At 64.0% G+C, this 25,509-nt stretch carries 29 protein-coding genes and 1 tRNA gene; 17 read left to right on the top strand and 13 right to left on the bottom strand.

Going from position 1 to position 25,509, the window contains the following annotated elements; translation table 11 throughout:
• From AC3WRR_RS31715 to AC3WRR_RS31695, 5 genes are all read right to left on the bottom strand, one after another.
• On the bottom strand, positions 1 to 479 hold a 479-nt coding region (locus tag AC3WRR_RS31715), incomplete at its 3' end, for an IclR family transcriptional regulator (RefSeq protein ID WP_492299109.1).
• Between the two features lie 200 nt (positions 480 to 679).
• A complete protein-coding gene (locus tag AC3WRR_RS31710) occupies positions 680 to 2,293 on the bottom strand; it encodes a DHA2 family efflux MFS transporter permease subunit (protein WP_010809491.1) in 1,614 nt (537 codons plus the stop codon).
• 2 nt (positions 2,294 to 2,295) lie between these two features.
• Complete coding sequence (locus AC3WRR_RS31705; RefSeq protein WP_011615598.1) at positions 2,296 to 3,552, bottom strand: HlyD family secretion protein; 1,257 nt, start codon at positions 3,550 to 3,552, stop codon at positions 2,296 to 2,298.
• Positions 3,553 to 3,596: 44 nt separating this feature from the next.
• Positions 3,597 to 5,141 (bottom strand): AdeC/AdeK/OprM family multidrug efflux complex outer membrane factor, encoded by a 1,545-nt coding sequence (locus AC3WRR_RS31700; RefSeq protein WP_011615597.1) that lies wholly within the window; start codon positions 5,139 to 5,141, stop codon positions 3,597 to 3,599.
• Between the two features lie 103 nt (positions 5,142 to 5,244).
• The gene (locus AC3WRR_RS31695) at positions 5,245 to 5,733 is read right to left on the bottom strand and encodes a MarR family winged helix-turn-helix transcriptional regulator (RefSeq protein ID WP_010809494.1); all 489 of its coding nucleotides are present in this window, start codon (positions 5,731 to 5,733) and stop codon (positions 5,245 to 5,247) included.
• A gap of 188 nt (positions 5,734 to 5,921) precedes the next feature.
• Between AC3WRR_RS31695 and typA the strand changes: the two genes are divergently transcribed.
• Positions 5,922 to 7,742 (top strand): translational GTPase TypA, encoded by a 1,821-nt coding sequence (gene typA, locus AC3WRR_RS31690; RefSeq protein ID WP_010809495.1) that lies wholly within the window; start codon positions 5,922 to 5,924, stop codon positions 7,740 to 7,742.
• Positions 7,743 to 7,788: 46 nt separating this feature from the next.
• Here the strand turns inward: typA and AC3WRR_RS31685 are convergent, their stop codons facing one another.
• On the bottom strand, positions 7,789 to 8,652 hold the full coding sequence (locus tag AC3WRR_RS31685) for a sterol desaturase family protein (RefSeq protein WP_439670724.1): 864 nt from the start codon (positions 8,650 to 8,652) through the stop codon (positions 7,789 to 7,791).
• 237 nt (positions 8,653 to 8,889) lie between these two features.
• Between AC3WRR_RS31685 and AC3WRR_RS31680 the strand changes: the two genes are divergently transcribed.
• The 3 genes from AC3WRR_RS31680 (at position 8,890) to AC3WRR_RS31670 (ending at position 12,344) form a co-directional block, all read left to right on the top strand.
• Complete coding sequence (locus tag AC3WRR_RS31680; protein ID WP_492299106.1) at positions 8,890 to 10,455, top strand: methyl-accepting chemotaxis protein; 1,566 nt, start codon at positions 8,890 to 8,892, stop codon at positions 10,453 to 10,455.
• Between the two features lie 110 nt (positions 10,456 to 10,565).
• Positions 10,566 to 11,654, top strand: coding sequence for an enoyl-CoA hydratase/isomerase family protein (locus tag AC3WRR_RS31675; RefSeq protein ID WP_010809498.1), 1,089 nt, complete (start codon positions 10,566 to 10,568; stop codon positions 11,652 to 11,654).
• 129 nt (positions 11,655 to 11,783) lie between these two features.
• Positions 11,784 to 12,344, top strand: coding sequence for an NADPH-dependent FMN reductase (locus AC3WRR_RS31670; protein ID WP_010809499.1), 561 nt, complete (start codon positions 11,784 to 11,786; stop codon positions 12,342 to 12,344).
• 115 nt (positions 12,345 to 12,459) lie between these two features.
• Here AC3WRR_RS31670 and AC3WRR_RS31665 read toward each other — a convergent pair whose 3' ends face one another.
• A complete protein-coding gene (locus AC3WRR_RS31665) occupies positions 12,460 to 12,795 on the bottom strand; it encodes a hypothetical protein (RefSeq protein WP_492299104.1) in 336 nt (111 codons plus the stop codon).
• A gap of 596 nt (positions 12,796 to 13,391) precedes the next feature.
• Between AC3WRR_RS31665 and dusA the strand changes: the two genes are divergently transcribed.
• The 3 genes from dusA (at position 13,392) to AC3WRR_RS31650 (ending at position 15,903) form a co-directional block, all read left to right on the top strand.
• Positions 13,392 to 14,429 carry a tRNA dihydrouridine(20/20a) synthase DusA gene (gene dusA / locus AC3WRR_RS31660; RefSeq protein WP_492299102.1) on the top strand — a complete coding sequence of 346 codons (1,038 nt, stop codon included), beginning with the start codon at positions 13,392 to 13,394 and terminating at the stop codon, positions 14,427 to 14,429.
• 1,013 nt (positions 14,430 to 15,442) lie between these two features.
• A complete protein-coding gene (locus AC3WRR_RS31655) occupies positions 15,443 to 15,721 on the top strand; it encodes a hypothetical protein (protein WP_011615592.1) in 279 nt (92 codons plus the stop codon).
• Positions 15,722 to 15,827: 106 nt separating this feature from the next.
• A tRNA-His gene (locus AC3WRR_RS31650) sits at positions 15,828 to 15,903 on the top strand.
• Positions 15,904 to 16,001: 98 nt separating this feature from the next.
• Here the strand turns inward: AC3WRR_RS31650 and AC3WRR_RS31645 are convergent.
• On the bottom strand, positions 16,002 to 16,184 hold the full coding sequence (locus AC3WRR_RS31645; protein WP_010809504.1) for a hypothetical protein: 183 nt from the start codon (positions 16,182 to 16,184) through the stop codon (positions 16,002 to 16,004).
• Positions 16,181 to 16,462, bottom strand: a complete 282-nt coding sequence (locus tag AC3WRR_RS31640) for a hypothetical protein (protein WP_492299100.1) — start codon at positions 16,460 to 16,462, stop codon at positions 16,181 to 16,183. Before AC3WRR_RS31640 ends, AC3WRR_RS31645 begins: the two co-directional genes overlap by 4 nt.
• Between AC3WRR_RS31640 and AC3WRR_RS31635 the strand changes: the two genes are divergently transcribed.
• On the top strand, positions 16,449 to 16,631 hold the full coding sequence (locus AC3WRR_RS31635; protein WP_492299098.1) for a hypothetical protein: 183 nt from the start codon (positions 16,449 to 16,451) through the stop codon (positions 16,629 to 16,631). The genes AC3WRR_RS31640 and AC3WRR_RS31635 overlap by 14 nt on opposite strands.
• A gap of 255 nt (positions 16,632 to 16,886) precedes the next feature.
• Here the strand turns inward: AC3WRR_RS31635 and AC3WRR_RS31630 are convergent, their stop codons facing one another.
• Both AC3WRR_RS31630 and AC3WRR_RS31625 read right to left on the bottom strand, forming a co-directional pair.
• Positions 16,887 to 17,087: a DUF2188 domain-containing protein gene (locus AC3WRR_RS31630; protein WP_454750826.1), complete on the bottom strand. Its 201-nt coding sequence runs from the start codon at positions 17,085 to 17,087 to the stop codon at positions 16,887 to 16,889.
• A gap of 202 nt (positions 17,088 to 17,289) precedes the next feature.
• Positions 17,290 to 17,532, bottom strand: a complete 243-nt coding sequence (locus AC3WRR_RS31625; protein ID WP_492299096.1) for a DUF2188 domain-containing protein — start codon at positions 17,530 to 17,532, stop codon at positions 17,290 to 17,292.
• Between the two features lie 530 nt (positions 17,533 to 18,062).
• On the opposite strand from AC3WRR_RS31625, the gene AC3WRR_RS31620 reads away from it, so the two are divergent.
• Together AC3WRR_RS31620 and AC3WRR_RS31615 are read left to right on the top strand one after the other, a co-directional pair.
• A complete protein-coding gene (locus AC3WRR_RS31620; protein ID WP_011615590.1) occupies positions 18,063 to 18,413 on the top strand; it encodes a hypothetical protein in 351 nt (116 codons plus the stop codon).
• A 500-nt stretch (positions 18,414 to 18,913) separates the two neighbouring features.
• Positions 18,914 to 19,261: a hypothetical protein gene (locus AC3WRR_RS31615; protein WP_011615589.1), complete on the top strand. Its 348-nt coding sequence runs from the start codon at positions 18,914 to 18,916 to the stop codon at positions 19,259 to 19,261.
• A 39-nt stretch (positions 19,262 to 19,300) separates the two neighbouring features.
• Here AC3WRR_RS31615 and AC3WRR_RS31610 read toward each other — a convergent pair whose 3' ends face one another.
• Positions 19,301 to 19,471, bottom strand: a complete 171-nt coding sequence (locus tag AC3WRR_RS31610; RefSeq protein ID WP_010809510.1) for a hypothetical protein — start codon at positions 19,469 to 19,471, stop codon at positions 19,301 to 19,303.
• A 110-nt stretch (positions 19,472 to 19,581) separates the two neighbouring features.
• A complete protein-coding gene (gene lexA / locus AC3WRR_RS31605) occupies positions 19,582 to 20,235 on the bottom strand; it encodes a transcriptional repressor LexA (RefSeq protein ID WP_013957143.1) in 654 nt (217 codons plus the stop codon).
• Between the two features lie 255 nt (positions 20,236 to 20,490).
• Between lexA and AC3WRR_RS31600 the strand changes: the two genes are divergently transcribed.
• The 7 genes from AC3WRR_RS31600 to AC3WRR_RS31570 all read left to right on the top strand — a co-directional run bounded on the left by AC3WRR_RS31600 (position 20,491) and on the right by AC3WRR_RS31570 (position 25,506).
• Positions 20,491 to 21,483 carry an asparaginase gene (locus AC3WRR_RS31600; RefSeq protein WP_492299094.1) on the top strand — a complete coding sequence of 331 codons (993 nt, stop codon included), beginning with the start codon at positions 20,491 to 20,493 and terminating at the stop codon, positions 21,481 to 21,483.
• Positions 21,484 to 21,617: 134 nt separating this feature from the next.
• Positions 21,618 to 21,992 carry a 30S ribosomal protein S6 gene (rpsF, locus tag AC3WRR_RS31595; RefSeq protein WP_010809513.1) on the top strand — a complete coding sequence of 125 codons (375 nt, stop codon included), beginning with the start codon at positions 21,618 to 21,620 and terminating at the stop codon, positions 21,990 to 21,992.
• 77 nt (positions 21,993 to 22,069) lie between these two features.
• Positions 22,070 to 22,369 carry a primosomal replication protein N gene (gene priB / locus AC3WRR_RS31590; protein WP_010809514.1) on the top strand — a complete coding sequence of 100 codons (300 nt, stop codon included), beginning with the start codon at positions 22,070 to 22,072 and terminating at the stop codon, positions 22,367 to 22,369.
• 3 nt (positions 22,370 to 22,372) lie between these two features.
• On the top strand, positions 22,373 to 22,651 hold the full coding sequence (gene rpsR, locus AC3WRR_RS31585; protein ID WP_006163606.1) for a 30S ribosomal protein S18: 279 nt from the start codon (positions 22,373 to 22,375) through the stop codon (positions 22,649 to 22,651).
• 32 nt (positions 22,652 to 22,683) lie between these two features.
• Positions 22,684 to 23,136, top strand: coding sequence for a 50S ribosomal protein L9 (gene rplI, locus AC3WRR_RS31580; protein ID WP_010809515.1), 453 nt, complete (start codon positions 22,684 to 22,686; stop codon positions 23,134 to 23,136).
• Between the two features lie 160 nt (positions 23,137 to 23,296).
• Positions 23,297 to 24,688 (top strand): replicative DNA helicase, encoded by a 1,392-nt coding sequence (locus AC3WRR_RS31575; RefSeq protein ID WP_010809516.1) that lies wholly within the window; start codon positions 23,297 to 23,299, stop codon positions 24,686 to 24,688.
• A gap of 191 nt (positions 24,689 to 24,879) precedes the next feature.
• Complete coding sequence (locus tag AC3WRR_RS31570; RefSeq protein ID WP_010809517.1) at positions 24,880 to 25,506, top strand: DUF47 domain-containing protein; 627 nt, start codon at positions 24,880 to 24,882, stop codon at positions 25,504 to 25,506.
• The last annotated feature ends 3 nt before the right edge of the window (positions 25,507 to 25,509 follow it).

The following is a 25,509-nucleotide window of genomic DNA, read 5'->3' as shown; positions in this document are numbered from 1 at the left end:
TTGCGGGTGCCGGCGGCGCCATAGCGCGAGTTGAATTCAGGCTCGGGCAGGCGCGACAGCAGTACCCGGCCCATCGCTGTGGTGAATGCCGGCCGGCGTGCGCCGGGCGGTGACAGCACCTGCACCGGGTTGCTTCCGTTCAGGCGTTGCAGCACGACGGTGTCGGTGCCGTCCAGCATCGACAGGTAGGCGGTGAAGCCGGTGGCATCGGACAGCGTGGCCAGGATCTCGCGGCATTGCTCGTCGAAAGGATGCGCCTGTGCAGCAGCCTGCGCGGCGCGGATCAGCAGCGCGCCAGGGCGGTAGCGCCGCGTGGACGGCTGCAGTTCCAGCAGGCGGTAGCGCACCATCTGGGCGAGCAGGCGCGAGGCCGAGCTCTTGGCAAGGCCAAGTTCGTCCAGGACATCGTTAAAAGTGATCTCGTGCCGGTGATGCCCGAACATGTCCAGGACGCTTTCCACGCCTTCAAGAATGCTCACTCCGCTGCTCCACGCCCCGCATGTCTGTTACTTGCTATGGTTCCATTTTTAGGAACCAAGGTTCCATAAATCGGTTCGCAAATAATAGAGGCACGAAGACAGGAACACAAGGGGGCATTCCCGGCGCGGCAACCCGGCGGCGAAGCAAAAAAAAAACGGCCCCGATCAGGGGCCATGTCTTGAAAACCGGATAGGGCGGGTCAGTGCGCCGCCAACGCATCCGCCGACCCGCCGCCGCCCTTGGCCGGTCGCGTCAGCCAGACAAAGCCGATCAGCACGAAGAACAGCATCCCCGAGATCCAGAAGATATCGTTGGCGCCGAGCATGGCCGCCTGCTGGGTGATATTGCGCTCGATCACGCCGATCGCCTGGGCCTGGCTCATGCCCATCTGCATCAGGTGGTTGAGCTGGTCGTGGTAGGCCGGGTTGTACGGGTTGACCTGTTCCACCAGTTGCGCATGGTGCAGCGCCGTCCGGTTTTCCCAGAGCGTGGTCGAAATCGAAGCGCCGATGGCCCCGAACGTGATCCGGACGAAGTTGGACAGTCCTGACGCCGCCGGAATCCTTTCCGGCGGCTGGCCCGACAGGATGATCGAGGTCAACGGGATGAAGAACATCGCCATGGCTGCGCCCTGGATCAGGGTCGGGATCATCAGCGTGCGGGTGTCCACCTGGGTCGTGAAGCCGGCGCGCATCAGGCTGACGATGCCGAAGGTGATGAACGCGGCCGTGGCCACCCAGCGGGCATCCATTTTCGGCAGGTTCTTGCCAATCAGCGGCGACAGCAGGATCGCAAAGATCCCTACCGGCGCCATCACGATGCCCGCGTCCGTGGCCGTATAGCCGACAATCGTCTGCAGCCACAGCGGCAGGATTACCAGGTTGCCGAAGAACAGCCCGTATGCCACGGAGATGGCGACCACGCCGGCGCTGAAGTTGCGGCCCTTGAACAGGCTGATATCGACGACCGGGTGCTTCTCATGGCTTTCCCAGATCAGGAAGAACAGGAAACCGACAATCGCCACCAGCGTCAGCACCACGATCTCGGTCGAGTGGAACCAGTCCAGTTCCTTACCCTTGTCGAGCATCAGCTGCATCGAGCCCACCCAGATCACCAGCAGCGCCAGGCCGATGCGGTCGATCGGCAGCACCCTGGTCGGGGTTTCGCGGTCCTTGTAGATGGCCCAGGTGACATAGGCCGTGACGATGCCCACCGGCACGTTGATGTAGAAGATCCACGGCCAGGTCATGTTGTCCGAGATCCAGCCGCCCAGCAGCGGGCCCATGATCGGCGCCACCAGCGTGGTCATGCCCCACAGTGCCAGCGCCATGGTGCTCTTCTGCGGCGGATAGCTCGACAGCAGCAGCGACTGCGACAGCGGGATCATCGGCCCGGCCACCGCGCCCTGCAGGACCCGTGCGGCCAGCAGCGTCTCGAGGTTGGGAGCGACGCCGCACAGCCACGATGCCAGCACGAACAGCAGGATCGAGGTGATGAACAGCCGCACCGCGCCGAAGCGCGTGGTCAGCCAGCCGGTCAGCGGCACCGAGATCGCATTGGCCACCGCAAACGAGGTGATGACCCATGTGCCCTGGTTGGGCGCCACGCCCAGGTCGCCTGAAATCGCCGGGATCGATACGTTGGCGATCGACGAGTCCAGCACGTTCATGAACGTGGCCAGTGACAGCGCGATGGTGCCGACCACCAGCTTGCCGCCGGTCAGCGGCTGCGGCTGCTGCGGTGCCAGCGGCCGGACGGGCCGCGCCGGCGCCTGGCTGCCGCCGGACTGCGCGGCGGAGGGGGAGATGGCCATGGTCAGGTGTTGGCGGGCTTGGCGTTGGCGGCGCTGGCCGAGGGCAGGCCGGTGCTGCGGCCGCCGTTGTTGGCGGCGATGATGCGCGCGATCAGCTGGTCGGCGTCCTGCGCAACCTTGTCGTAGACATCGGTCTGCATCGGCTTGGCCGGCGCGGCGGGGGCCATGGCGGCGCCTTCCTCGCGGCGCACGTCGACCTTGACGGTCATCGACAGGCCCACGCGCAGCGGGTGGTCCTTGAGCTGCTGCGGGTCAAGCGCGATGCGCACCGGCAGGCGCTGCACCACCTTGATCCAGTTGCCGGTGGCGTTCTGCGCCGGCAGCAGCGAGAAGGCCGAGCCGGTACCTGCCGAGAAGCCTGCGACCTTGCCCTGGTATTCCACCTTGGAGCCGTACACGTCGGCTTCCAGCGTCACCGGCTGGCCGATGCGCATATGCGTGATCTGCACTTCCTTGAAGTTGGCGTCGACCCAGACCTGGTCCAGCGGCACCACGGCCATCAGCGGCGCGCCGGCGGCCACGCGCTGGCCGACCTGCACCGAGCGCTTGGCAACGTAGCCGGTGACCGGCGCCGGCATGGCCGAGCGCGCGAACGACAGGTAGGCCGAGCGCAGGCTGGCGGCGGCGCGCTGCACGTTGGGGTGCTTCTCCACCGTGGTCTGGTCGGTCAGCACCTTGTTCGACGCCAGCTGCTCGCGCGCGGCCAGCAGCGCCGACTCCGCACCCTTGAGCGCGGACTGCGCATGCGAGATCTCTTCATTCGAGACCGCGCCCGAGCCGGCGATGGCCTGGCGGCGGCGCAGGTCGTCGCGGGCCTTGGCCACGTCGGCTTCGCGCAGCGCCACGTTGGCGGCGAGCGAGCCGTTGTTGACGTACAGCGTGCGCACTTCGCGCACGGCCTGTGCCAGCTGGGCCTCGGCCTGTTCCAGTGCCACTTGCGAATCGGCGCGGTCAAGCTGGATCAGCGGCTGGCCGGCGGTGACCAGTTGCGTGTCGTCGGCGGAGATCGACACCACGGTGCCGCCCACCAGCGGCGTGACCTGGACCACGTTGCCGGCGACATAGGCGTCGTCGGTGTTTTCAAAGTGGCGGGCGTACATGCCCCAGTAAACGCCATAGCCGATGCCGGCGACCACGATTGCCGCGGTCAGCGACAGCAGCATGCGCTTGCGCTTGCCGTTGTTGTTGGTGGTGGCCGGCGCTTGCTGGGCAGGGTGCTGGGGGGCGTTGGTGCCGGCCGCTTGCTGGTTGTTGCTCATGATGTCTTCTGAATAATCTTGTCTTCGATCACTGGGTGCGCGGATCAGCCGCGGGCGCCCGCCTGGGTGTTGTGCTGTTGCTGCGCCGGTCCGTGGCCCGCGCTCTCGTGGCCTTCCGCTGGCTCCTCGTAGCCGCCGCCGAGCGCCTTCATCAGGCCCATCTGCAGGTCCAGCCGGCGCGCCTGCAGGTCGGTCGCCAGGCGGCGCTGCTGCAGCACATTGCTCTCGGCGTTCAGCACGGTCAGCTGCGTGCCCAGGCCGGCCTTGTAGCGGGTGGTGGCCAGCGCATAGGCGTGCTCGGCCAGGTCCAGCGCTTCGCGCTGGGTCTGGATCTGCTTGTCGACGCTGCGGATGCTGGTCATGGTGTCGGCGGTCTCGCGCAGCGCATCGACCAGGGCCTGGTTGTAGTTGGCCACGGCGATGTCGTAGCCGGCGTACTTGCCCTTCAGGTTGGCGCGCAGCTTGCCGCCTTCGAAGATCGGCAGGCGGATGGTCGGGCCGATGCCGAAGGTGCGGCTGACGCCCATCAGCAGGTTGGACGGATCCAGCGCGGCCAGGCCGGCAAAGGCGGTCAGGCTGACGTCAGGCAGGAACTCTTTCTTGGCGACACTGATGTCCTTGGACGCCGCCTCCACGCGCCAGCGTGCCGCCACCAGGTCCGGCCGGCGGCCCAGCAGGCCGATGGTCAGGTTGTCGGGCAGCGTCGGCGTGGCCTGCGCCAGCAGCACCGGGCGCTGGATCTGCAGGCCGCGGTCCGGGCCCTTGCCCAGCAGCGCTGCAAGCTGGTTGCGCGCCAGGGCGATTTCCTCGTCGACGCGCTGCAGGTCGGTGCGCGAAGCAGCCACCGTGCCGCGCGCCTGCGTGGTCTCGACCTGGGTGTCGAGGCCGGCGGCCAGGCGCTGGCGCGACAGCTCGGTCAGGTCGCTGCGCTGGGCGATGGCGCGCTCTGCCACGTCGTGCTGGGCATACAGCGCAGCCAGGCGGGCGTAGTTGCGGGCGATCGAGGTGGCCAGGATCAGGCGCGAGGCCTGGCTTTCCGCCTCGGCGGCGCGGTCGTCGGAGAGCGCGGCTTCGAGCGCGTCGCGGTTCTTGCCCCAGAAATCGAAGTCATAGGACAGGCCCACCTGCAGGCGCGACTGGTTCTGCCACGACCCCGCCAGCGGGGTGCCTTCGAACAGGTCTTTCTCGGAGAAGCGCTGGCGGATCAGGCTGCCTTCGAACTCAAGGTGCGGATAGAGCGCGCTGCGGGTGGCATCGGCCATGGCGCGCGAGGCTTCCACGCGGGCGAACGCGGCCTGCAGGCTCGGGTTGTCCTTGACCGCCTCATCGACCAGGGCGCTCAGCTGGGGGTCCTTGAACTGCGCGACCCAATCCTGCGAGGGCCACTGGCCATGCTCGTCGGGCAAGGTCTGCGAGGTGGCCATCGTGGCCGGGTCGGCCACGGTCTGCGTGCTGTGCGAATTGCCAAGGGCCGCGCAGCCGGCCAGCACCGCCACGGCCACGGCGGTCAGCGCCAGTGTGCCGGCGCGGCGCACGAGCGCGCTTGTGCGGGCTGGCTGGGAGGCTTGGGGAGTGAGAGCTGGTTTCATGATGACGCTCCGTTGCCGGAGCCATGCTGTTTTTTTCTACGGGCTGTTGCGGGGTCCGGTTGACCGGACGTTCTGGCTTGCCGGAAGCCGGCAGGCACGCCCGCTACCCGCTGTTGTTTTCGATGATCCGTCGCAGCATGCTGCGCAGCAGTTGGATCTCATCCTCGGAAAAACCGCGGAAGTGGTGGGCAAGCACCTTGCAGAAGATGGCGGGCAGCCGTTCCACCAGTTCCTGGCCCTGTGGCGTGACCGACAGGTCGACCACGCGGCGGTCGGCGTCGCGGCGCCGGCGTTCGATCAGCCCGCGCTTTTCCATGCGGCTGAGCAGGCGCGTGACCGAGCCCATGTCGGTATTCAGTTCGCGGCCCAGGTCGGTGACGGTCGAGGCGCGGCCGGTCGCCAGCATCATCAGGCAGCTGGCTTGTGCCTGCGTGATGTCCAGGCTGCTGACTTCCTGCTCGACCCCGTGCGCCAGCATGTTCCTGGCGCGCTGCATCAGGTAGCCGACGCTGTCGCACATCTGGTACTGGGCGGGATCGAACAGGCCGGCCGTGGATTCGGCTGGTTGATCGGAGGAAGGGAGCCGTGACATCTTTGCCTTTGCAATCTTTGCTGAGGCAAATATATGTTCACGTTTAACGATAAGCAAGAACGGAAATTGGTTATTCCACTTTTCGCAATGATATTCATTCGGTAAGTGGCGGTTCCGATCAACGCGTCTTGCGCTGCAACATGCTAGAATGTTGGGTTACCTCAGATTCTCCAAAGCGAGACGCAGCAATGACCCGCGCCATCCGAAATATCGCCATCATCGCCCACGTCGATCATGGCAAGACCACCCTGGTCGACCAGCTCCTGCGCCAGGCAGGCACCTTCCGCGACAACCAGCAAGTCGCCGAGCGGGTGATGGACTCGAACGACCTGGAAAAGGAACGCGGGATCACGATTCTCGCGAAGAACTGTGCCGTCGAGTACAACGGCACCCATATCAATATCGTAGACACCCCGGGCCACGCCGACTTCGGCGGTGAAGTGGAGCGCGTGCTGTCGATGGTCGACGGCGTGCTGCTGCTGGTCGACGCGGTCGAGGGCCCGATGCCCCAGACCCGCTTCGTCACGCGCAAGGCGCTGGCGCTGGGCCTGAAGCCGATCGTGGTGGTCAACAAGATCGACCGCCCGGGCGCGCGCCCGGACTGGGTCATCAACCAGACCTTCGACCTGTTCGACAAGCTGGGCGCCACCGACGAGCAGCTCGACTTCCCGGTGATCTACGCCTCGGGCCTGAACGGCTTTGCCGGCCTGACCGAAGACGTGCGCGACGGCGACATGAAGCCGCTGTTCGAGACCGTGCTGGACAAGGTGCCGGTGCGTGACGACGATCGGGACGGCCCCCTGCAGCTGCAGATCATCTCGCTGGACTACTCCAGCTACGTCGGCAAGATCGGCGTGGGCCGCATTTCGCGTGGCCGCGCCCGTCCGCTGCAGGACGTGGTGGTCAAGTTCGGCCCGGAAGGCAACCCGATCAAGGGCCGCATCAACCAGGTGCTGAAGTTCCAGGGCCTGGAGCGCGAGATCGTGTCCGAGGCCGAAGCCGGCGACATCGTGCTGATCAACGGCATCGAAGAACTGGGTATCGGCTGCACCGTGTGCGCGCCGGAGGCCCAGGACGCGCTGCCGATGCTGAAGGTGGACGAGCCGACGCTGACCATGAACTTCTGCGTCAACACCTCGCCGCTGGCCGGCCGTGAAGGCAAATTCGTGACCAGCCGCCAGCTGCGCGAGCGCCTGGACCGCGAACTGAAGTCCAACGTGGCGCTGCGCGTGGCCGATACCGGCGACGACACCATCTTTGAAGTGTCTGGCCGCGGTGAACTGCACCTGACCATCCTGCTGGAAAACATGCGCCGCGAAGGCTACGAGCTGGCCGTGTCGCGTCCGCGCGTGGTGTTCAAGGAAATCGACGGCGTCAAGTGCGAGCCGTACGAACTGCTGACCGTGGACGTCGAAGACAGCCACCAGGGCGGCGTGATGGAAGAGCTGGGCCGCCGCAAGGGCGAACTGCTCGACATGGCGTCGGACGGCAAGGGCCGTACCCGCCTGGAATACCGCATCCCGGCCCGTGGCCTGATCGGTTTCCAGGGCGAGTTCATGACGCTGACGCGCGGCACCGGCCTGATCAGCCATATCTTCGACGACTACGCGCCGGTGCGCGAGGGCGGCCTGGGCGAGCGCCACAACGGCGTGCTGATCTCGCAGGACGACGGCGACGCCGTGGCCTACGCGCTGTGGAAGCTGCAGGACCGTGGCCGCATGTTCGTCAAGCCGGGCGATGCGCTGTACGAAGGCATGATCATCGGCATCCACAGCCGCGACAACGACCTGGTGGTCAACCCGATCAAGGGCAAGCAGCTGACCAACGTTCGTGCTTCGGGTACAGACGAAGCCGTGCGCCTGGTGCCGCCGATCCAGATGTCGCTCGAATATGCGGTGGAATTCATCGCCGACGACGAACTGGTCGAGCTCACGCCCAAGAGCATCCGCCTGCGCAAGCGCCACCTGAAGGAGCACGAGCGCAAGCGTGCTTCCCGCGAAGGCGCATAAGCGCTGACGCCGGCAATAAAAAACCGCGCCCCGAAGGCGCGGTTTTTTATTGCGTGCCGGGCAGCGGCTCCAGTGCCGGTGCGCGCGGGCTGCGCCACTCGGGCGGCTTCCACAGGTAGCGCAGGTCGCGGTCGCGCCAGGCATCGGCGAACATGTCGCGCCATTCGTGGAAGGTCAGCGTCAGCGGGTTATGGGTGCGCACCTGGCGGGTGATGCCGTACACCGGGGCCTCATGCTCGGGGACGAAGGTGCCGAACAGGCGGTCCCAGATCGTCAGCACACCGGCGTAGTTGCGGTCGATGTACTGCGGGTTCTTCGCATGGTGGACGCGATGGACCGATGGCGTATTCAGTAGCGACTCGATCAGCTGCCAGCGTTGCCCCAGCCGCGTATGCACGAAGAACTGGAAGGCCAGGTTCACGCCGACCGCCAGGATCACCCAGTCCGGCGTGAAGCCGATCCATGCCAGCGGAATCCAGAACAGCCACATGCCTGAGAGCGGATACGTCAGGCTCTGTCGGAACGCCGTCGAGAAATTCATGCCTTCCGACGAATGGTGCGTCACGTGCGAAGCCCACAGCCAGCGCACGCGGTGGCTGGCGCGGTGGAACCAGTAATAGAGAAAGTCCTGCAGCAGCAATAGCAGCGCGAATGACCACAGGGTCTCGGGCATGGGGCGCAGGCCGTGCTGGTAGCACCAGGTATAGACCGTGCGGATCATCAGCCAGAGGAAGAACGCATCCGAGGCCTGGTGCATCAGCGCCAGCGCTGCGTTGGATACGGTGTCGCGCAGGCTGTAGACGGTCGGGTCGCGGCGGGCCCAGTACCAGGCCTCGGCGCCGATGGTCAGCAGGAACACTGGCGCAAAGGCCAGCAGCACCAGTCCGGGATCGAGAGATTCAGTGTTCATGCCGCCAGTTTGCATATTCCGCATGGAATTGCCACGAGGGGTTCCTCCAAACGGCGCTGCGCGGGGTCTCGCGGCGCATCCGCCACATGGTGGATTGCTGTACTGCCACGCAATTCTGTCACGCGTGTGAAGGTGGTGAATACCGGTAAAGGACGCAGCCAGCGTGCCGTAGTTGAACAGGGCGGCGGCGCGGCTCGCGCTCCCGATTTCCCCGATTCCTCTTCCCCCGGAGCCTTCATGTTCAAGAACACTACCATCGGAGCCAGATTGTGGTTCCTCACCATCGTCACAAACTTGTTGTTGTTGATTGTCGGCGCAGTGGGTTGGCTCGGCATGTCGCGCAGCAACGAGGCGACGCACCAGATCTATGGGCAGCAGCTGTCGGCCGCGGTCAACCTGGCCGAAGCGCGTTCGAACCAGCTGCTGGTGCGCGTACTGCTGGACCAGGCGACCTTCGCCACGGACCCCGCCGATGCCAAGGCGCGCGCCGCGACCGCGGAAGGCTTTGCGCGCGATTCAGAGAAGGCCTGGCAGGCCTATCTCGCCTTGCCGCGCTCGGCTGACGAAGCCAGGGCGGTGGGGGATGTCACCGCCAGGCGCGATGCGCTCTTCAAGCAGGGTGTCGCGCCGATGATCACTGCGCTGCATGCCGGCGACCGCGATGGCGTGATGAAGGCCGTGCTCGAAACCATCCCGCAGCTCGACATCGCCTTCACCGCCGTCAATGCCGAACTGAACAAGCTGCAGGTGGCCAGCGCCAAGCAGGTCTACGAGGCATCGCAGCAACGCTATCGCAACCTGTTCGCGCTGTCGGCATGCGTGCTGGCAGTGGGCCTGGCATTCAGCACCGTGGTGGCATGGCGCCTGCGCCGTTCGATCGTGCAGCCGCTGGATACTGCGATCGGGCGTTTCGAGAAGATCGCGGGTGGCGACCTGAGCGTCGCCGCTTCCGGCGGCGAGGTGCTGGCCGATGAGTCGGCGCGCAACGAGACCGCGCGCATGCTCGGCATGCTAGGACGGATGCAGGCCAGCCTGGTGGCCATGGTGGGCGACGTGCGTGGCGGCGCGGACTCGATTGCCTCGGCCAGCAAGCAGATCGCCAGCGGCAACGCCGACCTGTCGCAGCGTACCGAGCAGCAGGCGGCCTCGCTGGAAGAGACCGCCTCCAGCATGGAGGAACTGACCAGTACCGTGCGCCAGAATGCCGACAGCGCGCGCGAGGCCCGCGGGCTGGCAACGGATGCCGCGAGCCTGGCCGAGCGCGGCAGCGAGGCCGTGCTGCGCGTGGTCAACGTCATGCAATCGATCGATGCCAGCTCGGGCAAGATCGTCGACATCATCGACGTGATCGAGAAGGTTGCGTTCCAGACCAATATCCTGGCGCTGAACGCGGCCGTGGAAGCCGCGCGTGCCGGCGAGCACGGCCGGGGGTTTGCCGTGGTGGCTGGCGATGTGCGCGACCTGGCGCAGCGCTGCGCCGGCGCATCGAAGGAGATCCGCGCGCTGATCGGCGCCTCGGTGGCCAATGTGCGTGAGGGCTCGGGGCTGGTCGATGACGCCGGTCGGGCGATGCAGGACATCGTCGACGCGGTGCAGCGTGTCAGGGCCATCATCGGCGATATCAGCGCGGCCTCGGACGAGCAGTCCAACGGCATCGAGCAGGTCAACGTGGCGGTGTCGCAGATGGACAGCATGACGCAGCAGAATGCGGCGCTGGTGGAGCAGGCGGCCGCCGCGGCGGCATCGCTCGAAGACCAGGCGCAGCGCCTGACCTCGCTGGTGGCGACGTTCCGGCTGGCGTGACGGTGCCGGGCGCATGCGCAGTGACTGCACATGCGCAGCAAGCTGCCCACAGGGGTGCGCTTGCCGATGCGACTGGCGTAAAATCGCGAGTTGCATTGGAGGAGTACGACATGACTGAATTCGTCACGACCGAGGTCCGCGGTGGCATCGGATACCTGACGCTGAACCGCCCGCAGGCGCTCAACGCCCTGTCGCTCGACATGATCCGCGCCATCACCCAGGCGCTGCAGACCTGGGCCGCCGCACCCGAGGTGGCGGCCGTGGTGGTTGCCGGTGCCGGCGGCAAGGCCTTCTGCGCCGGGGGCGATATCCGCTATTTCCACAAGGCTGCGCACGAAGGCGATCCGCTGCTCGACCAGTTCTTTGTCGAAGAATACGCGCTGAACTTCCTGATCCACCGCTATGCCAAGCCCTATATCGCACTGATGGACGGCGTGGTGATGGGTGGCGGCATGGGCATCTCGCAAGGGGCGCGGCTGCGCCTGGTCACCGATCGCACCAAGATGGCGATGCCGGAAACCAATATCGGCCTGTTCCCGGATGTGGGCGGCGGCTGGTTCCTGGCGCGCACGCCGGGCCGCATCGGCGAGTACCTGGGGCTGACCGGCACCGTGATCCATGCCGCCGACGCACTCTACGCCGGGCTGGCCGACGCCTATCTGCCGGGCAACCGGCTGGCCGAGCTGGTCGATTCGCTGCGCACGCAGCAGTTTGCCAGCGGCGACGCCGTGCTGGCGCACATCGAAGGCTTTACCGCTGCGCACCGCGATGACTGCGTGCCGGCGCAAAGCACGCTGGCCGGGTTGTCGGCGCAGATCGACAGCCTGTTCGCGGGCAACACCATGCCGGACATCCTCGCCGCCGTCAGCGACGCCCCGGGCGACTGGGCCGCGCAGACCGCCGCCATGCTGCGCAGCCGCTCGCCACTGATGCTGTGCGTGACGCTGGAGCAGATCCGCCGTGCGCGCAGCATGTCGCTCGAAGACGAGCTGCGCATGGAACTGGACATGATGCATTACGTGTTCCGCAACGGCGACGGTGTCGAGGGCATCCGCGCACTGGCTGTCGACAAGGACCACAAGCCGCGCTGGCAGCATGCGCGGCTTGATGATGTCAGCCGCGAGAAGGTGCTGTCGTTCTTCGACAGCCCGTGGCGCGCCGAGGAACATCCGCTGGCGTCGCTCGGCAAGACTGCCTGACATCCGCTGCGCAGGGCGTAACGGCGCCGACTCGGGTAGAGTGACGGCTGGACCGGCGCACGCGGCCAGGCCAACCCTGGCCGCGTGCGCCGTCCGCGTCATTCCGTCCACACAGTCAAAGGAGCCGCAATGAGTAATCCTCGTGATGTCGTTGTACTGGTGGGAAGCCTGCGCAAGGAGTCATACAACCGCAAACTGGCCAAGGCGCTGATCGCGCTGGCGCCGCAGCAACTCAAGCTGGAGATTGTCGAGATCGGCGAGCTGCAGCTGTACAACCAGGACCTGGACGACAAACCTACCCAGGCCTGGACCACGTTCCGCGACCGCGTCCGCCGCGCCGACGCCGTGTTGTTCGTGACCCCGGAATACAACCGCTCCGTGCCCGCGCCGCTGAAGAACGCCATCGACGTGGGCTCGCGGCCCTACGGCAGCAGCGTCTGGGACGGCAAGCCTGGCGCCGTCATCAGCGCTTCGCCCGGCGCCATCGGTGGCTTCGGTGCCAACCAGCACCTGCGCCAGTCGATGGTGTTCCTCAATGTCCCGATGCTGCAGCAGCCTGAGGCGTATATCAGCGGCGTCGACAAGCTGTTTGATGAGCAGGGCGGGATCGCCAATGAATCGACCAAGGGCTTTCTCGGCAAATTTCTGACGACGTTTGCAGGCTGGATCGAGCGGACTGCGCCGCGGTGATACTGCGGGGGCCGGGCGCTGTGAACCTCGACGCGGTAGCCTGTAACCGCGGTTTGGGGGGACGTGTCAGGTTACGAAGGCGTGCGCATCCGCCCCGGCTCCTGTCAGCGAACGTTCAGAGGTCGAGTCGAGAACCATCGAGTGCCATCCATGCCCAGAGGAGAAGCACCGGCATCCCGGCCAGCCAGCGCAGCCAAATGCTGCGGTTCATTGCCAGCAACGCCCAAATTGCAAGTGAGCAACCAAGCAGGAGTGCGAAGCACGACAGCAGGTAGTTCGCCTGTGATTGATATGCCCACATCGCCGCAGATGGTCCTTGGCCGCCGAACGGATAGTTTTCAGGGCCTGTCCAGGCTCCCCGTATCTCTACAAGCATCAGCATGGCGACGAGACCGAGGATGCCGGAACCGACAGCCTTAATAGCGAACTTCCAGTTCCATGTCTTTCGCATAGTACAAAAACTCCTTGGCAAAGGAGTTCATTGAACTGGTGAAGTCGATGCAACCTGCAGAGCCAGGGTAGCTTCCGCCGTGGATCGTGAAATTGCTTCGGCCAAACACGTTTGTCCCCGGCGTGGCTGCAACCCAATGCGCCGGGTTCCCCAGGCTGTCGTACAGCCCGGCCATCGCCCGGCCTTGATGTTGATGAGCCTGAGAATGCAGGCAGCTCTGTTGAAGATGCTTGTAATTTCCCAGTGTTGAAAATCATCCTGCCGCGCGGTGGTGCGGGGCCCCTGTCAGGGGCGGGCGCGCACGTTCCCATTTGCACGCAGAGGGCTTCGGGAATCAATCAGCGCAGTCCGAATGTGCATGTTATCTGTGCTGCACGTCTTCTATAGCCCAGTTAAGCCGTGCACGTGGAGTGATGCCAAGGAGCCGTTTCAGCATCGCGAGTGCACCTGTGTTGCTTCGATCGATCTCGATCTGCCCTCGATGGTAAACTCAAGCGCTTCCGCTCATCAGCGAACTTGCCGTTTCCCGGCAGGCTGACGAGGCAGTTTTTGAGTTTTTCTAAGTAGGAATATCGGTCCAGGCGGATCGTTGTGAAATGACTGATTATCAAGGGAAGATCGCTGCTGCAAGCCCGCGCCGGGTATCCGTGGCCCCGATGATGGACTGGACCGACCGCCATTGCCGCATGTTCCACCGCCAGCTCAGCCGCCACACCTGGCTGTACACCGAGATGGTGACCACCGGCGCGCTGCTGCATGGCGACGTCCCGCGCCACCTGGACTTCGATGCGGCCGAACACCCGGTCGCGCTGCAGTTGGGCGGCAGCGAGCCGGCAGATCTTGCCATGGCGGCCAGGCTGGGGCAGCAGTGGGGCTATGCGGAAGTCAACCTGAACTGCGGCTGCCCGTCCGAGCGCGTGCAGCGCGGGGCCTTCGGCGCGTGCCTGATGGCCGAGCCGCAACTGGTGGCCGACTGCGTCAAGTCGATGCGCGATGCGGTGGATATCCCGGTCACCGTCAAGCATCGCATCGGCATCGACAAGATCGAGCACTACGATTTTGTTCGTGATTTCGTCGGCCGGGTGGCCGAGGCGGGTTGCGGCACGTTTATCGTCCACGCGCGCAATGCGATCCTGAAGGGCCTGAGCCCGAAAGAAAACCGTGAGATTCCGCCGCTGCGCTATGAGGTGGCGTACCAGCTGAAGCAGGAGTTTCCTGAGCTGGAGATCCTGATCAACGGTGGCATCGTCAGCTATGACGAGGTGGCGGCCCACCTCGAGCACGTCGATGGCGTGATGATCGGTCGCGAGGCATACCATCAGCCCTATGTATTGGCCGAAATGGATGCGCGCTTCTATGGCGATGCGAGTGCGCCGGCGCCGTCGCGGCTCGATGTCGAGCTGGCGATGCAGCGCTATATCGGTGACCTGGTGGAGCGGGGGGGCTATATGGGCGCGGTCACGCGCCACATGCTTGGCCTGCATCGTGGCATCGCGGGCGGGCGTGGCTGGCGCCGCGTGCTGTCGGATGCCAAGCGCATGAATGCGGCACGCACGCGAGCCGATGTGGATGCACTGTTCGAAGAGGCGCGCGCGCACTTGCGGCCGCAGGCACAAGAGCCTCTGGCCGCGTAAGCGAGCGTGGGCTGCGCGTTCTGCCGAGGCCGCGCTCTAACTCAGAATCGTGAAAATGTGCATGGCTGCGCGGGGGTACCGCGCGCCGCACTTGCAATGCCTGATCGCCCGGAAACCGGCGCCAGGAAAGGGATTCCCCTAATTCGCTGAGGCAAGGCACTTTCATACACTGTGCCTGCCCTCGAATACAGGGCTTTCTTCAACTGATTATTAGCCCGCTTCGGCGGGCTTTTTTTTCGTCGCAGTACTCTTGTTGCTACGCCAGGCTTCTTGCTCTTCGTTTACCCGAATGGTGCATTCCCAGCATGACAGTTACAGTGCAACCGCCTTCAGGGCATTTGAGATCGCTAAATTTAAGAGTCCGCGTTGCGGACTCTTTTTTTGCGCGCTCGCTTTGCTTGCGCCGACGAGGGGATTAGACGGTTGTCCCCGTAAAGAGTTCCATCGGTCACGCCAGCAGGCTAGCGCGTATGGCTGATGCCTACGTCCAGCGTGCCGTACGTCGTGATGCTCGATTCCCTGCCGTCGACCCCGCCGCCAGCGCATCCGCCGAGCAAGGTGGCCGCCAATGCCGTCAGCGCAAGAATCCGCGCTGGCCATCTACACTTGATTTGCATTCCCGTTTCCTGCCGTTCGTAGACGTGTCGATTTTGTCGATGACGTCGATTGGGCTCTCAGATGCTCGTGAGGTTCCTTCGCCAGGTGCTGGCGCCACGACAATGAGAAGGCAGGGTGGCCAAAAAGAGGCAGGCGGCCCGATGGGGCGGGCCGCCTGACGGGAAGGTCGAGGGGGGTCAATGTCCCTCAGGCACAAGTATCGCTTCGCGCATTTGCGGCATGAACCCTGCAGAGGTAGGGGCTGTGCACAGCATATTTCCGCGAGCGAATCAGCGGCAGGCGCGAAGGTGCCAGCGCTGGGCGGGCGCCCTGGTCGGCGGCCGTGATACGATCCCTCGCATAGCCCCAGGCGAGACAAGGCATGGCATGCGGACCGAGCCGGCAGGGGGAGCAGCGTGGAAAAAGAAAACGTGGAAAACGAAGCGCCGTTCGGCGTTGTCTATGAAGACTTCAGGGTGATCTGGGTTGCCGAGCAACTGCAGGACGGCAAATGGACGGCACGCTACTGCTGGCATCCCGGCACTTCGGAAGCTGCTGGCAAGGCGTTGCAGGAAGCCGTGCTGAACGGCAAGTCGCGCCGCCTGTTGGGGCAGTTCGATACCGAAGCGGAGACCGTCGAAGCCATCAAGCAGGCAGTGCTGCTTGAAGCAAAGTGGAGCCCGTCCAGAACCTGAGCTTTTCTCTCAAAAAAATTGTGCGGAATACTAGCCATTCCGGCAAACTGTTTGTATAATCTTGGTTTTCGTCGATCAGCAACGAAACACGCTGATGACCTCTACGGTGGCTGTAGCTCAGTTGGTAGAGTCCAGGATTGTGATTCCTGTCGTCGTGGGTTCGAGTCCCATCAGCCACCCCAAATTTTCTTTCGCATCAAGGCCTTACGGGCTTTCTAACCGTCCCATGATGCGGAATTTCCCCACGGCGCCACTGGTGCCGTTTCTGTTTTCTGCTCCCTTATTCTGTTGCTGCTGCCCGTTTGACCTTGCGCCGATCGTAGTGACGGTGGGTGGTCGATGGGTTGGCGTGTGCCGCGAAGTCGTAGGCGTCGGCGGACCTGCGCTCGAGCTTCGTGGTGATCGCTGCGGGGCGGATGTCCATGGCGGCGAAGTGGACCTCGTATGCCTTCAGGGTTGTCATGCTGCCTCCCTAGCGGCGAGCATGGCGTCGGCCTCGATGTAGCGGAGGCGGGCACGCGCATCAGCCCAGAAGATCGCGTTGGCTAGCGGGTGGGCGGCGTAGTCAGGCATGGCGCGGCCGAGCAGTTGCTCCGCATAGCGGACGCCGATTTCATCGCCAACGACAACCTTCGCGGCGAAGTAGTCGCGAAGGGTCATGCCGCCAACTATCTCGTTCGGGTAGTCCCTGTTGAACGACATGGGAAATGCCGAGCCGCCGTTGTCGATGTCGGTACTCACCCGCCGCCGCATGCCGACGCGCCAGGACATCGCCCTGGTGCAGAACACGCAAGCCGACATCCTGGATCTCTGGTCGCGCGGCCTGGCCGAGCGCGACAAGGGCATTCAGGACCGGGCGGCAGCCTGGCTGAATAGCTGGAACGAAAAGAACCCGAATCACCCATCCTGATCAACGGGCGCCAGTTGCAGAGCCGCGTCAAGCAGATGGCGACGCCGAGCGCAGATCGGATGTTGAAAGGGGCGCCGAAGGGTCTGCGCGGCCGGCTGGCCGGCGAGTTCGCTGCTGGCCGCCCCGCGAAGGAGGGGAGTGATGAAGCGCTACTTCTGAAACGTGCTGATCGCCGTCGACCAACTCGGCAACGCGCTAGCCGCCGGCGACCCAGACGAGACGATCAGGCGTTTCTTCCCAGCAAGCATGCCGGCGCTATTCTTCGTCGCGCTCTGGATTGGTTCCATCGACCCGGCTCAAGTACCGGTGCATTGTCCCGTCTAGCCTGTGAACGTAGAGATCGACGCGTTCGGCACAGGCGGCTGTCCAGCCGGCATGGACGGCGTCCGCTTTCGTAGTGAACGGGACATTCGGACTGCCGTCTCGACAGATGTCCCAATGGCCGAGATGCGGCATGATGTGAACGTGTCGCATTTTGGGACCCCGCATCAGTATGCAATTCGAGTCTAGGGCCTACACATGAGCAATCCATGTTGGACAGGTGCTCAATCGGGCCTGTCTGGCAAAAGAAAAGCCCTCGATCAGGGTGGCGAGGGCCCGAAGTGGAGGCAGGCGTGTCGCAGGACCGCCCGCTTAGAATCCAACTGAGGGCATGACCTTAATCGGCATCACGGATGCAAGTGAGCGCGCTCGCGTCGCAATCGCGAAAATCGATCTCACTTGGCTCGTTTTCCAGGCCATGGATCGTGAGGACGGCATCCTGCGCCATTGCCATTTGAACGCCTGCGGCAATCGCTGCGCCGCGGGAGGGATAGGTTACACGCGTGCCGCTTGGATCATCGGTTTCTACGGCCCATCGGGATTCTTCGGTCAGCACAACCTGGACGGTATTGACAGACATTAATGCACCTCCTTGGTTGGGGCATGTCTTCGTTGTAGGTGCGATGAGTCGAACTCGATGTCGGGCAACCTCCTACCTTCGTGGATGGAGATGGCAAATAGCTGGTCAGAGGCGCATTCGTGTCAGGAAAGCGCGCTATACGTTGTGCAAAACCGCCGATCCGTGCAAAAAAGCCCTCGGTCGGGTCGAGAGATCGAAGGGAGGGTGTATTCGAGCCGTCGGCAGGCGCCGGTGCCAACATGGCGTTCCTGTTCTCAGAGGCCTATGCTTAACTCAGTCTTCTGCACGCTAACCGCGATGAAGCGCCACGTTTCTCACCTACCCGGCCACCCAGAACTCCCCGTGCACGGCGCGCGCTATTACTTCGCGCTGGTTGCTGGGCTGCTCATTCTGGGCGGGCTGTACCTCGCCGTCGCAGTGTAGCGAGCTCGATGCATTGCAGTCAAAGCGCAGGAACAAGCGGTCCCACGCCTGTCGTGGATGTCCCGGTTGCCTCTGCAGTTTGGGGCGATGCTCAGCGGGAGCGAAAAATGCAAGCGATATTCGCCAGAGGCTACACGCAACGGCCCGTGATAGTCGTGGCCCGAGAATACGCGGTTGACGGTATTCAAGTTGACGTGGGAGATCTAGTGACCGTTCGCGTCCTTGATCAGGATGTCGAGTTTGGCATCCGCCTATCCGGTCCCGGGGACGGCGTGGACAGCTGGCGGGGCACGATTTTTCATATTGCGCGCGGTGAAGAGGCGCTTACGTATGCAGAAGGGCTTGAGCTTGACGACATCGTGGATGTCTCGCGCGCGGAGATGGCCGAGATCATTAAGCACAACGACGATTCCCGATCTGTTTCGGCTCGCTCGATCCCGGATGGCGGCGTGGTGTAAGCCATGACGCCGGCGGTCTCCGGCACGCTTTAGATCACTGCTTCTTTCCGCCAGATCTCGGCCACAGTGGTCATCCCCTCCTTGCTCCGCCATGCAAAAATCATGCAAAAAAGCCGCGTACAAGGCGGGCTACGGAAAGTTTGCGCCGGTGGTGGTCGGGTATGTCTCGGGGGTTGCTGCAGGCAAGGGGCGCCGTTTGCGGGCCAAAAATTGAGGTGGCGCATGGGGCTCGCACGGGTTACAATTTTTCCCACGGCACCCGTAGAAGCCGCATGAATGCTTGTGAAAAATTGAGCGTTCATGGGGAAAAAAACGAGGCCGAAAGCGTTGATTCCAAAGGGGAAAATGGCGATTGATGCCGGGATTGAGATTCCTGTCGTCGTGGGTTCGAGTCCCATCAGCCACCCCAAAGCATTTCCCAGAACGGCGCCTCGCGAGGGCGCCGTTCTGCATTTCCCAGGGGCGGTATGTCTGTTCGAGCGGCAGCGGTTGGCGTAGCGATGGCAGCCATGGTGGCAGGGTGTGCCACCGGCACTTCTGAAAAGGACATTCGCGCGCGTGCGCCGATGCGCTTGTTCACGCCCGCCAAGATGGGTGAGGTTGCGAAATGCCTGCGCAACAATCTGGGCGATGACGCCGCGGTCGTCAACTATCCGGCGAAGAGCCAGACCGAGATCCGCATCGGCCAGACCACGTCTGGCGGTGAATACCAATACGCCTATCTGATTTCGCTGACGGCGAAGCCGGATGGTACGGCGCTGGAGCTGCGCAAGAGCGATACGTGGTTCCCGCAGCTGACGCCGACGGAGCTGGAAGCCGAAGCCAAGGCGTGTGCGCCGCGTAGCTGAGGGCGGCGCCCGCAGCTGCTCGGAGACAGCCGGCAGATTTCAGGCGGCCAGCTTTTCGGCGGTTTCGAGTTCAAGCATGCGGCAGATCGCCGCCATGCTGCCGACCATGGTGCGGCGCTGCGTACCCTGGTAGACGCGTACGCCCTTGCTCTGGCGGAACGGCACGGGCTTGACCGGGCGACGGGCGGCGACTTGGTGGATTTGCGGCATGGTGGCACCTCTTTTAGGCAAAGCGGGGTCAACACCCGGCAAGCCGGGCGGCGTCTGCAAAGCAATGGAAGCGGGTGGGCCCGCGCAGGCGGTTGGCCTGCGGTGCCCGGCTAGAAGCCGGAAGATCGGATCAGCCCGACGGCGATGCCTTCCAGCGAGAACTCCTCGCCAGGCTCCACGATGATGTTGGTGAAGTCCGGGTTTTCTGCGATCAGTTCGATATGGCCACCGCGCCGCTGCAGGCGCTTGACGGTCACGTCATCACCCAGGCGCGCCACCACGATCTTGCCGTTGGCGGCTTCGCTGGCGCGGCGCACGGCCAGCAGGTCGCCGTCGAGGATGCCGGCATCGCGCATGCTCAGGCCGCGCACTCGCAGCAGGTAATCGGGGCGTTCGTCGAAGACCGAGGCGTCGACCTGGTACTGGCGGTCGATATGCTCGGCGGCGAGTATCGGGCTGCCGGCAGCAACGCGGCCCACCAGCGGCAGCGTCAACTGCATCACGCCGGCCATCGGCAACGAAAACTGGTCGGGCATTTCCGAATCGCTGCGTGCCACCTTCAGGCGGATGCCGCGTGAAGCGCCCGGGGTCAGTTCGATCACGCCCTTGCGTGCCAGCGCCCTCAGGTGTTCTTCCGCGGCATTGGGCGAGGAGAAGCCAAACTCTGCGGCGATTTCGGCGCGCGTGGGCGGAAAGCCGGTGCGGCGGATCGTGTTGCGGATCAGATCGAAAATCTGCTGCTGCCGGGGTGTCAGGGTCGCCATGGGATCGCCGTTCCGTGCGGGGTCGCGGGGTTTCGGGTAAGAGGATCGGTCGATCCTTTATCCTGCATCCGTCTGACCGGGCACTGTATGTTTAAACAGTATGCTGTGATTTTATACAGTATCGGCCTGAGCGCAAGCAGAATTTTTGGGGCGTGTCTCATGGACGGAATGCGGATCACCGGCGAGAGCCGCGGCGAGGCGGGGCGCGCCCGTTACAATCGCCATTCCTGCCTTTCCACTTTCTTTGCGCGCTCCATGACCCAATTGCCTCGCATCGTCGTACTGGCCACCGGCGGCACCATTGCTGGCGCGGCCGGAAACTCTGCCAGCAGCGCACGCTACCAGGCGGCGACCGTGCCGGTGTCGTCGTTGCTGGCAGCGGTGCCCGCGCTGCAGTCGGCGGCTCGCATCGAGGCCGAGCAGGTGGCCCAGGTCGACAGCAAGGACATGACCTTCACGCTCTGGCAAACGCTGGCGGCGCGGGTTGAGCACTGGTCCGCGCAGCCCGACGTGGCTGGCATCGTGATCACCCACGGCACCGATACGCTGGAAGAAACTGCGATGGCGCTGCACCTGACGCAATCGTGTCCGGTGCCCGTGGTGATGACAGCGGCAATGCGGCCGTCGACGTCGCTGTCGGCCGATGGGCCGCTGAACCTGCTGGATGCGGTGCGCGTGGCCGCTCATCCCGATGCGCGCGGCAAGGGTGTGCTGGTGGTGCTGAACCAGCAGATCCACGCTGCGCGGGATGTGGCCAAGGCCCACACATCGGCGGTGGATGCCTTTGTCTCGGCCTGCGGGCCGCTGGGTTTCGTGCAGGACGACTACGTGCGCTTCGCCCGCGCGCCACGCGCGGCCTGGGTGATCGGGCCGATGCCGGCGGCGTGGCCGATGGTGGAGATCGTGGCGAGCTACGCGCAGCCGGGCAGGGTGGCAGTGGATGCGCTGGTCCGCGCGGGTGTAGCCGGGCTGGTGGTGGCTGCCGCCGGCAATGGCTCGGTGCATGAGGTGCTGGCCGGGGCGCTGGCCGATGCCGCTGCCGCGGGGGTGGCCGTGGTGCGCAGTTCCCGCACCGGGGCCGGCCATGTGGCGATTCCGCGCCAGCTCAGCCCGACGGATGGAGCTTTTGTTTCCGCAACGGACCTCAATCCCTATAAGGCGCGCGTGCTGCTGGCCCTGGCGCTGGCAGCCGACTCAGGCCTGGCGCGGGATCCGGCAAGGCTGCAGGCCGTGTTTGCCAACGCCTGATTTGCCTGTGTACTGATTTGCCTGTGTAATCAGCGGCTTGCGCACTTGCCGCCATGCGCGCTATAATGTAAGGCTATTCAACCTTGCCACACCGGACTCGTGACGCCCGGGTGGCTAATCCAAAAGGAGCGTCAATGCGTCATTACGAAATCGTCTTCATCGTCCATCCGGACCAGAGCGAACAAGTGCCGGCCATGATCGAGCGCTACAAGCAGCTCGTGACCTCGCAGAACGGCAACGTTCACCGCGTGGAAGACTGGGGCCGTCGCCAGATGGCTTACATGATCCAGAAGCTGGCCAAGGCTCACTACGTTTGCCTGAACATCGAATGCGGCAAGGAAACGCTGGCTGAACTGGAACACGCGTTCAAGTTCAACGACGCCGTCCTGCGCCACCTGATCGTGCAGACCAAGAAGGCCGAGACCGCACCTTCGCCGATGATGAAGGAAGTGCAGCGCGAAGAAGCCCGCAAGGCCGCGCAAACGACCACCGAAGGCCAGGCCGCCTGAGTGCGGACTGCGGTGCGCGCCATGGCTGACAGCGTCGGCCACGGCAGCATGGATTGCAACCAGCAAGAGGTCCCGCGTTGAACCAGCTTCGGCTTGCCGCCACCCTGGCGGAACGCGATGCCCTGCGCTATACCCCGGCCGGGGTCCCCGTCGTGAACTGCATCCTGCAGTACAGCGGCGAGGCCGTCGAGGCGCAAACGCCGCGGCAGGTCGAGTTTGCAATCTCAGCGATGGGGGTCGGACAGGTTGGCCAGCGTCTGGAGCGCTTACCGCTCGGCACGCTGCTCGACTGCGAAGGATTCCTGGCCCGCAGGCACCGCAACAGCAAGGCTCTCGTCTTTCACATCACTGGATGTAAAGCATTCGAAAAGGATTGAATCATGGCATTCGTCAAACGTGACAACAAGAACAAGAAGCGCTTCCAGCAACAGAACCCGCTGTTCAAGCGCAAGCGCTTCTGCCGCTTCACCGTGGCTGGCGTGGAACAGATCGACTACAAGGATCTGGACACCCTGAAGGACTTCATCGGCGACAACGGCAAGATCACGCCCGCCCGCCTGACCGGTACCAAGGCTCACTATCAGCGTCAGCTGGATACGGCCATCAAGCGTGCGCGTTTCCTCGCGCTGATGCCGTACACCGACCTGCACAAGAACTGATCAGGCCATAGGTCCGTTAAGGAGAGAATACGATGCAAATTATTCTGCTGGAAAAAGTCATCAACCTGGGCAACCTGGGTGACATCGTCAAGGTGAAGGACGGTTACGCCCGTAACTTCCTGATCCCGGGCAAGAAGGCCCGCCGTGCTACGCAAACCGCGATCGCCGAATTCGAAGTCAAGCGCGCCGAGCTGGAAAAGGCCGCTGCCGAGAAGCTGGCCGCCGCGCAAGCCGAAGGCGAGAAGCTGAGCGGCCTGAGCGTCCAGATCAGCCAGAAGTCGGGTGTGGACGGCCGCCTGTTCGGTTCCGTGACCAATGCCGACATCGCTGAAGCCCTGGCTGGCCAAGGCTTCAAGCTGGAAAAGGCCCAGGTTCGCATGCCGAACGGTCCGCTGAAGATGGTGGGCGACCACCCGGTCAGCGTTGCGCTGCACACGGACGTCGTGGTCGACGTGACCGTGTCGGTCGTGGGTGAGAGCGTCTAAGGACGTGCCGCCTTGCCGGCGCGCTGCGCCGGCTGAAGCACCGCAAGCAAAAAAGGCAGGAGCCCCGGCTCCTGCCTTTTTTTGTTGCCCGCTTGTCTTTGCCTGCCCGGTCGCCAAATGTCCGGCGAAGTGCGTCCTCCCGCCGTTATAATGCCTCCCCATGAACGCGCCCGTCGCCGACCCCCAACTCGAGAACCTCAAAGTCCCGCCGCATTCCATCGAAGCCGAGCAATCGGTGCTGGGTGGCCTGCTGCTGGACAACGCCGCCTGGGACCGCATTGCGGACTTCATTTCCGAGGCGGATTTCTATCGTTTTGACCACCGGATGATCTTCCAGAGCATCGCCCGGTTGATCTCGGCCACCAAGCCGGCCGACGTGATCACGGTCTATGAAATGCTGCAGGTCGCCGGCAAGGCCGAGGAGGTGGGCGGGCTGGCCTACCTGAATTCGCTGGCGCAGAACACGCCCAGCGCGGCCAATATCCGCCGCTACGCGGAGATCGTGCGTGAGCGCTCGGTGCTGCGCAAGCTGGTGACGGCGGCCGACGATATCGCCTCGGCCGCGTTCGCGCCCAAGGGCCGCGAGGTGCGCGAGCTGCTGGATGAGGCCGAGTCCAAGGTTTTTGCGATTGCCGAAGAAGGCTCGCGCGGCCAGAAGGGTTTCCAGGAAATCCAGCCGCTGCTGACCCAGGTGGTCGAGCGCATCGACGAGCTGTACCACCGCGATTCCACCACCGACGTCACCGGCGTGCCGACCGGCTTCATCGACCTGGACAAGATGACCAGCGGCATGCAGCCGGGCGACCTGATCATCGTGGCCGGCCGCCCGTCGATGGGCAAGACCGCGTTCTCGCTGAACATCGGCGAGCATGTGGCAGTGGAGCAGGGCCTGCCGGTGGCAGTGTTCTCGATGGAAATGGCGGGCACCCAGCTGGCCATGCGTATGCTCGGCTCGGTAGGCCGCCTCGACCAGCACCGGCTGCGCACTGGCCGCCTGCTGGATGAAGACTGGCCGCGGCTGACGCATGCGATCCAGCGCATGAACGACACCCAGCTGTTCATCGACGAAACCCCGGCGCTGAACCCGATGGAGCTGCGTGCCCGTTCGCGGCGCCTGGCGCGCCAGTGCGGGCAGCTTGGCCTGATCATCATCGATTACCTCCAGCTGATGTCAGGTTCGGGCGGCGGCGAGAACCGCGCCACGGAGATTTCAGAAATCTCCCGTTCGCTCAAGGGTCTGGCCAAGGAACTCAACTGTCCGGTGATTGCACTGTCGCAGCTGAACCGAAGCCTGGAACAGCGTCCCAACAAGCGTCCGGTGATGTCCGACCTGCGCGAATCCGGCGCTATCGAACAGGATGCCGACGTGATCCTGTTCATCTACCGCGACGAAGTCTATAACGCAGACTCCCAGGACAAGGGCACGGCCGAGATCATTATCGGCAAGCAGCGTAACGGCCCGATCGGCACGGTGCGCCTGACCTTCCTGGGCCAGTTCACCAAGTTCGACAACTTCAGCGGCGGCCCGGCTTTCTTCGACAACGATACCTGACGAAGTCAAGCCAGCCTGCAATCGTCCGTGCGGCGCCGTCTTGTTTGCGCCAAATTCGCGGGCAATGTCCCAGTAACCCTGTAAAATATTGCGCTTTGATGACAGTCGCCACCCGCGACTGTCATGCAACGCGTCCGCTCAATCCTGCAACACAATCAGCAGCGTCACCACGCTGCCACAAGGAACATTCCATGTTCGGCCGATTCATGCCCACGGAGGGCAAGTTCTTCGAATATTTCAACCAGCATGCCGACTGCGCGGTGACCGCCGCCCATGAGCTCCAGGCACTGGTCAACGACTTGCCCAACGCCGAGGCCCATGCCCGCCGCGTCCAGGCCACTGAAAAGAAGGCCGACCGGATCACGCACGACACCATCGACCTGCTGCACAAGACCTTCATCACGCCGCTGGATCGCGACGAGATCCACAAGCTCATCACGACCATGGACGACATCCTGGATCTGATGGAAGACGTGGCCGAGACTATCTCGCTGTACGACGTGACCAACCTGACCGACGAAGCGCTGCGCCTGGCGGCCATCTGCGTGCAGTGCTGCGACCAGGTCAAGATCGCGGTGGGCCTGCTCGAGGACATGGGCAATGCCAGCACCATCCTGAAGACCGCCCAGCAGATCGACCAGCTTGAATCTGAAGCCGACCGCGTGATGCGCTCGGCGATGTCCAAGCTGTTCCGCGACGAGACCGACGTCAAGCGCCTGATCAAGCTGAAGGCCATCTACGAACAGCTCGAGACGATCACCGACAAGTGCGAGGACGTCGCCAACATCATCGAAGGCATCGTCCTGGAAAACGCCTGAGGC

It is taken from the genome of Cupriavidus sp. FW305-3-2-15-C-LB2 (genome assembly GCF_058787575.1).
Note: the sequence above shows the minus strand (reverse complement) of the source record. Positions and strands in the feature narration are given on the sequence as shown.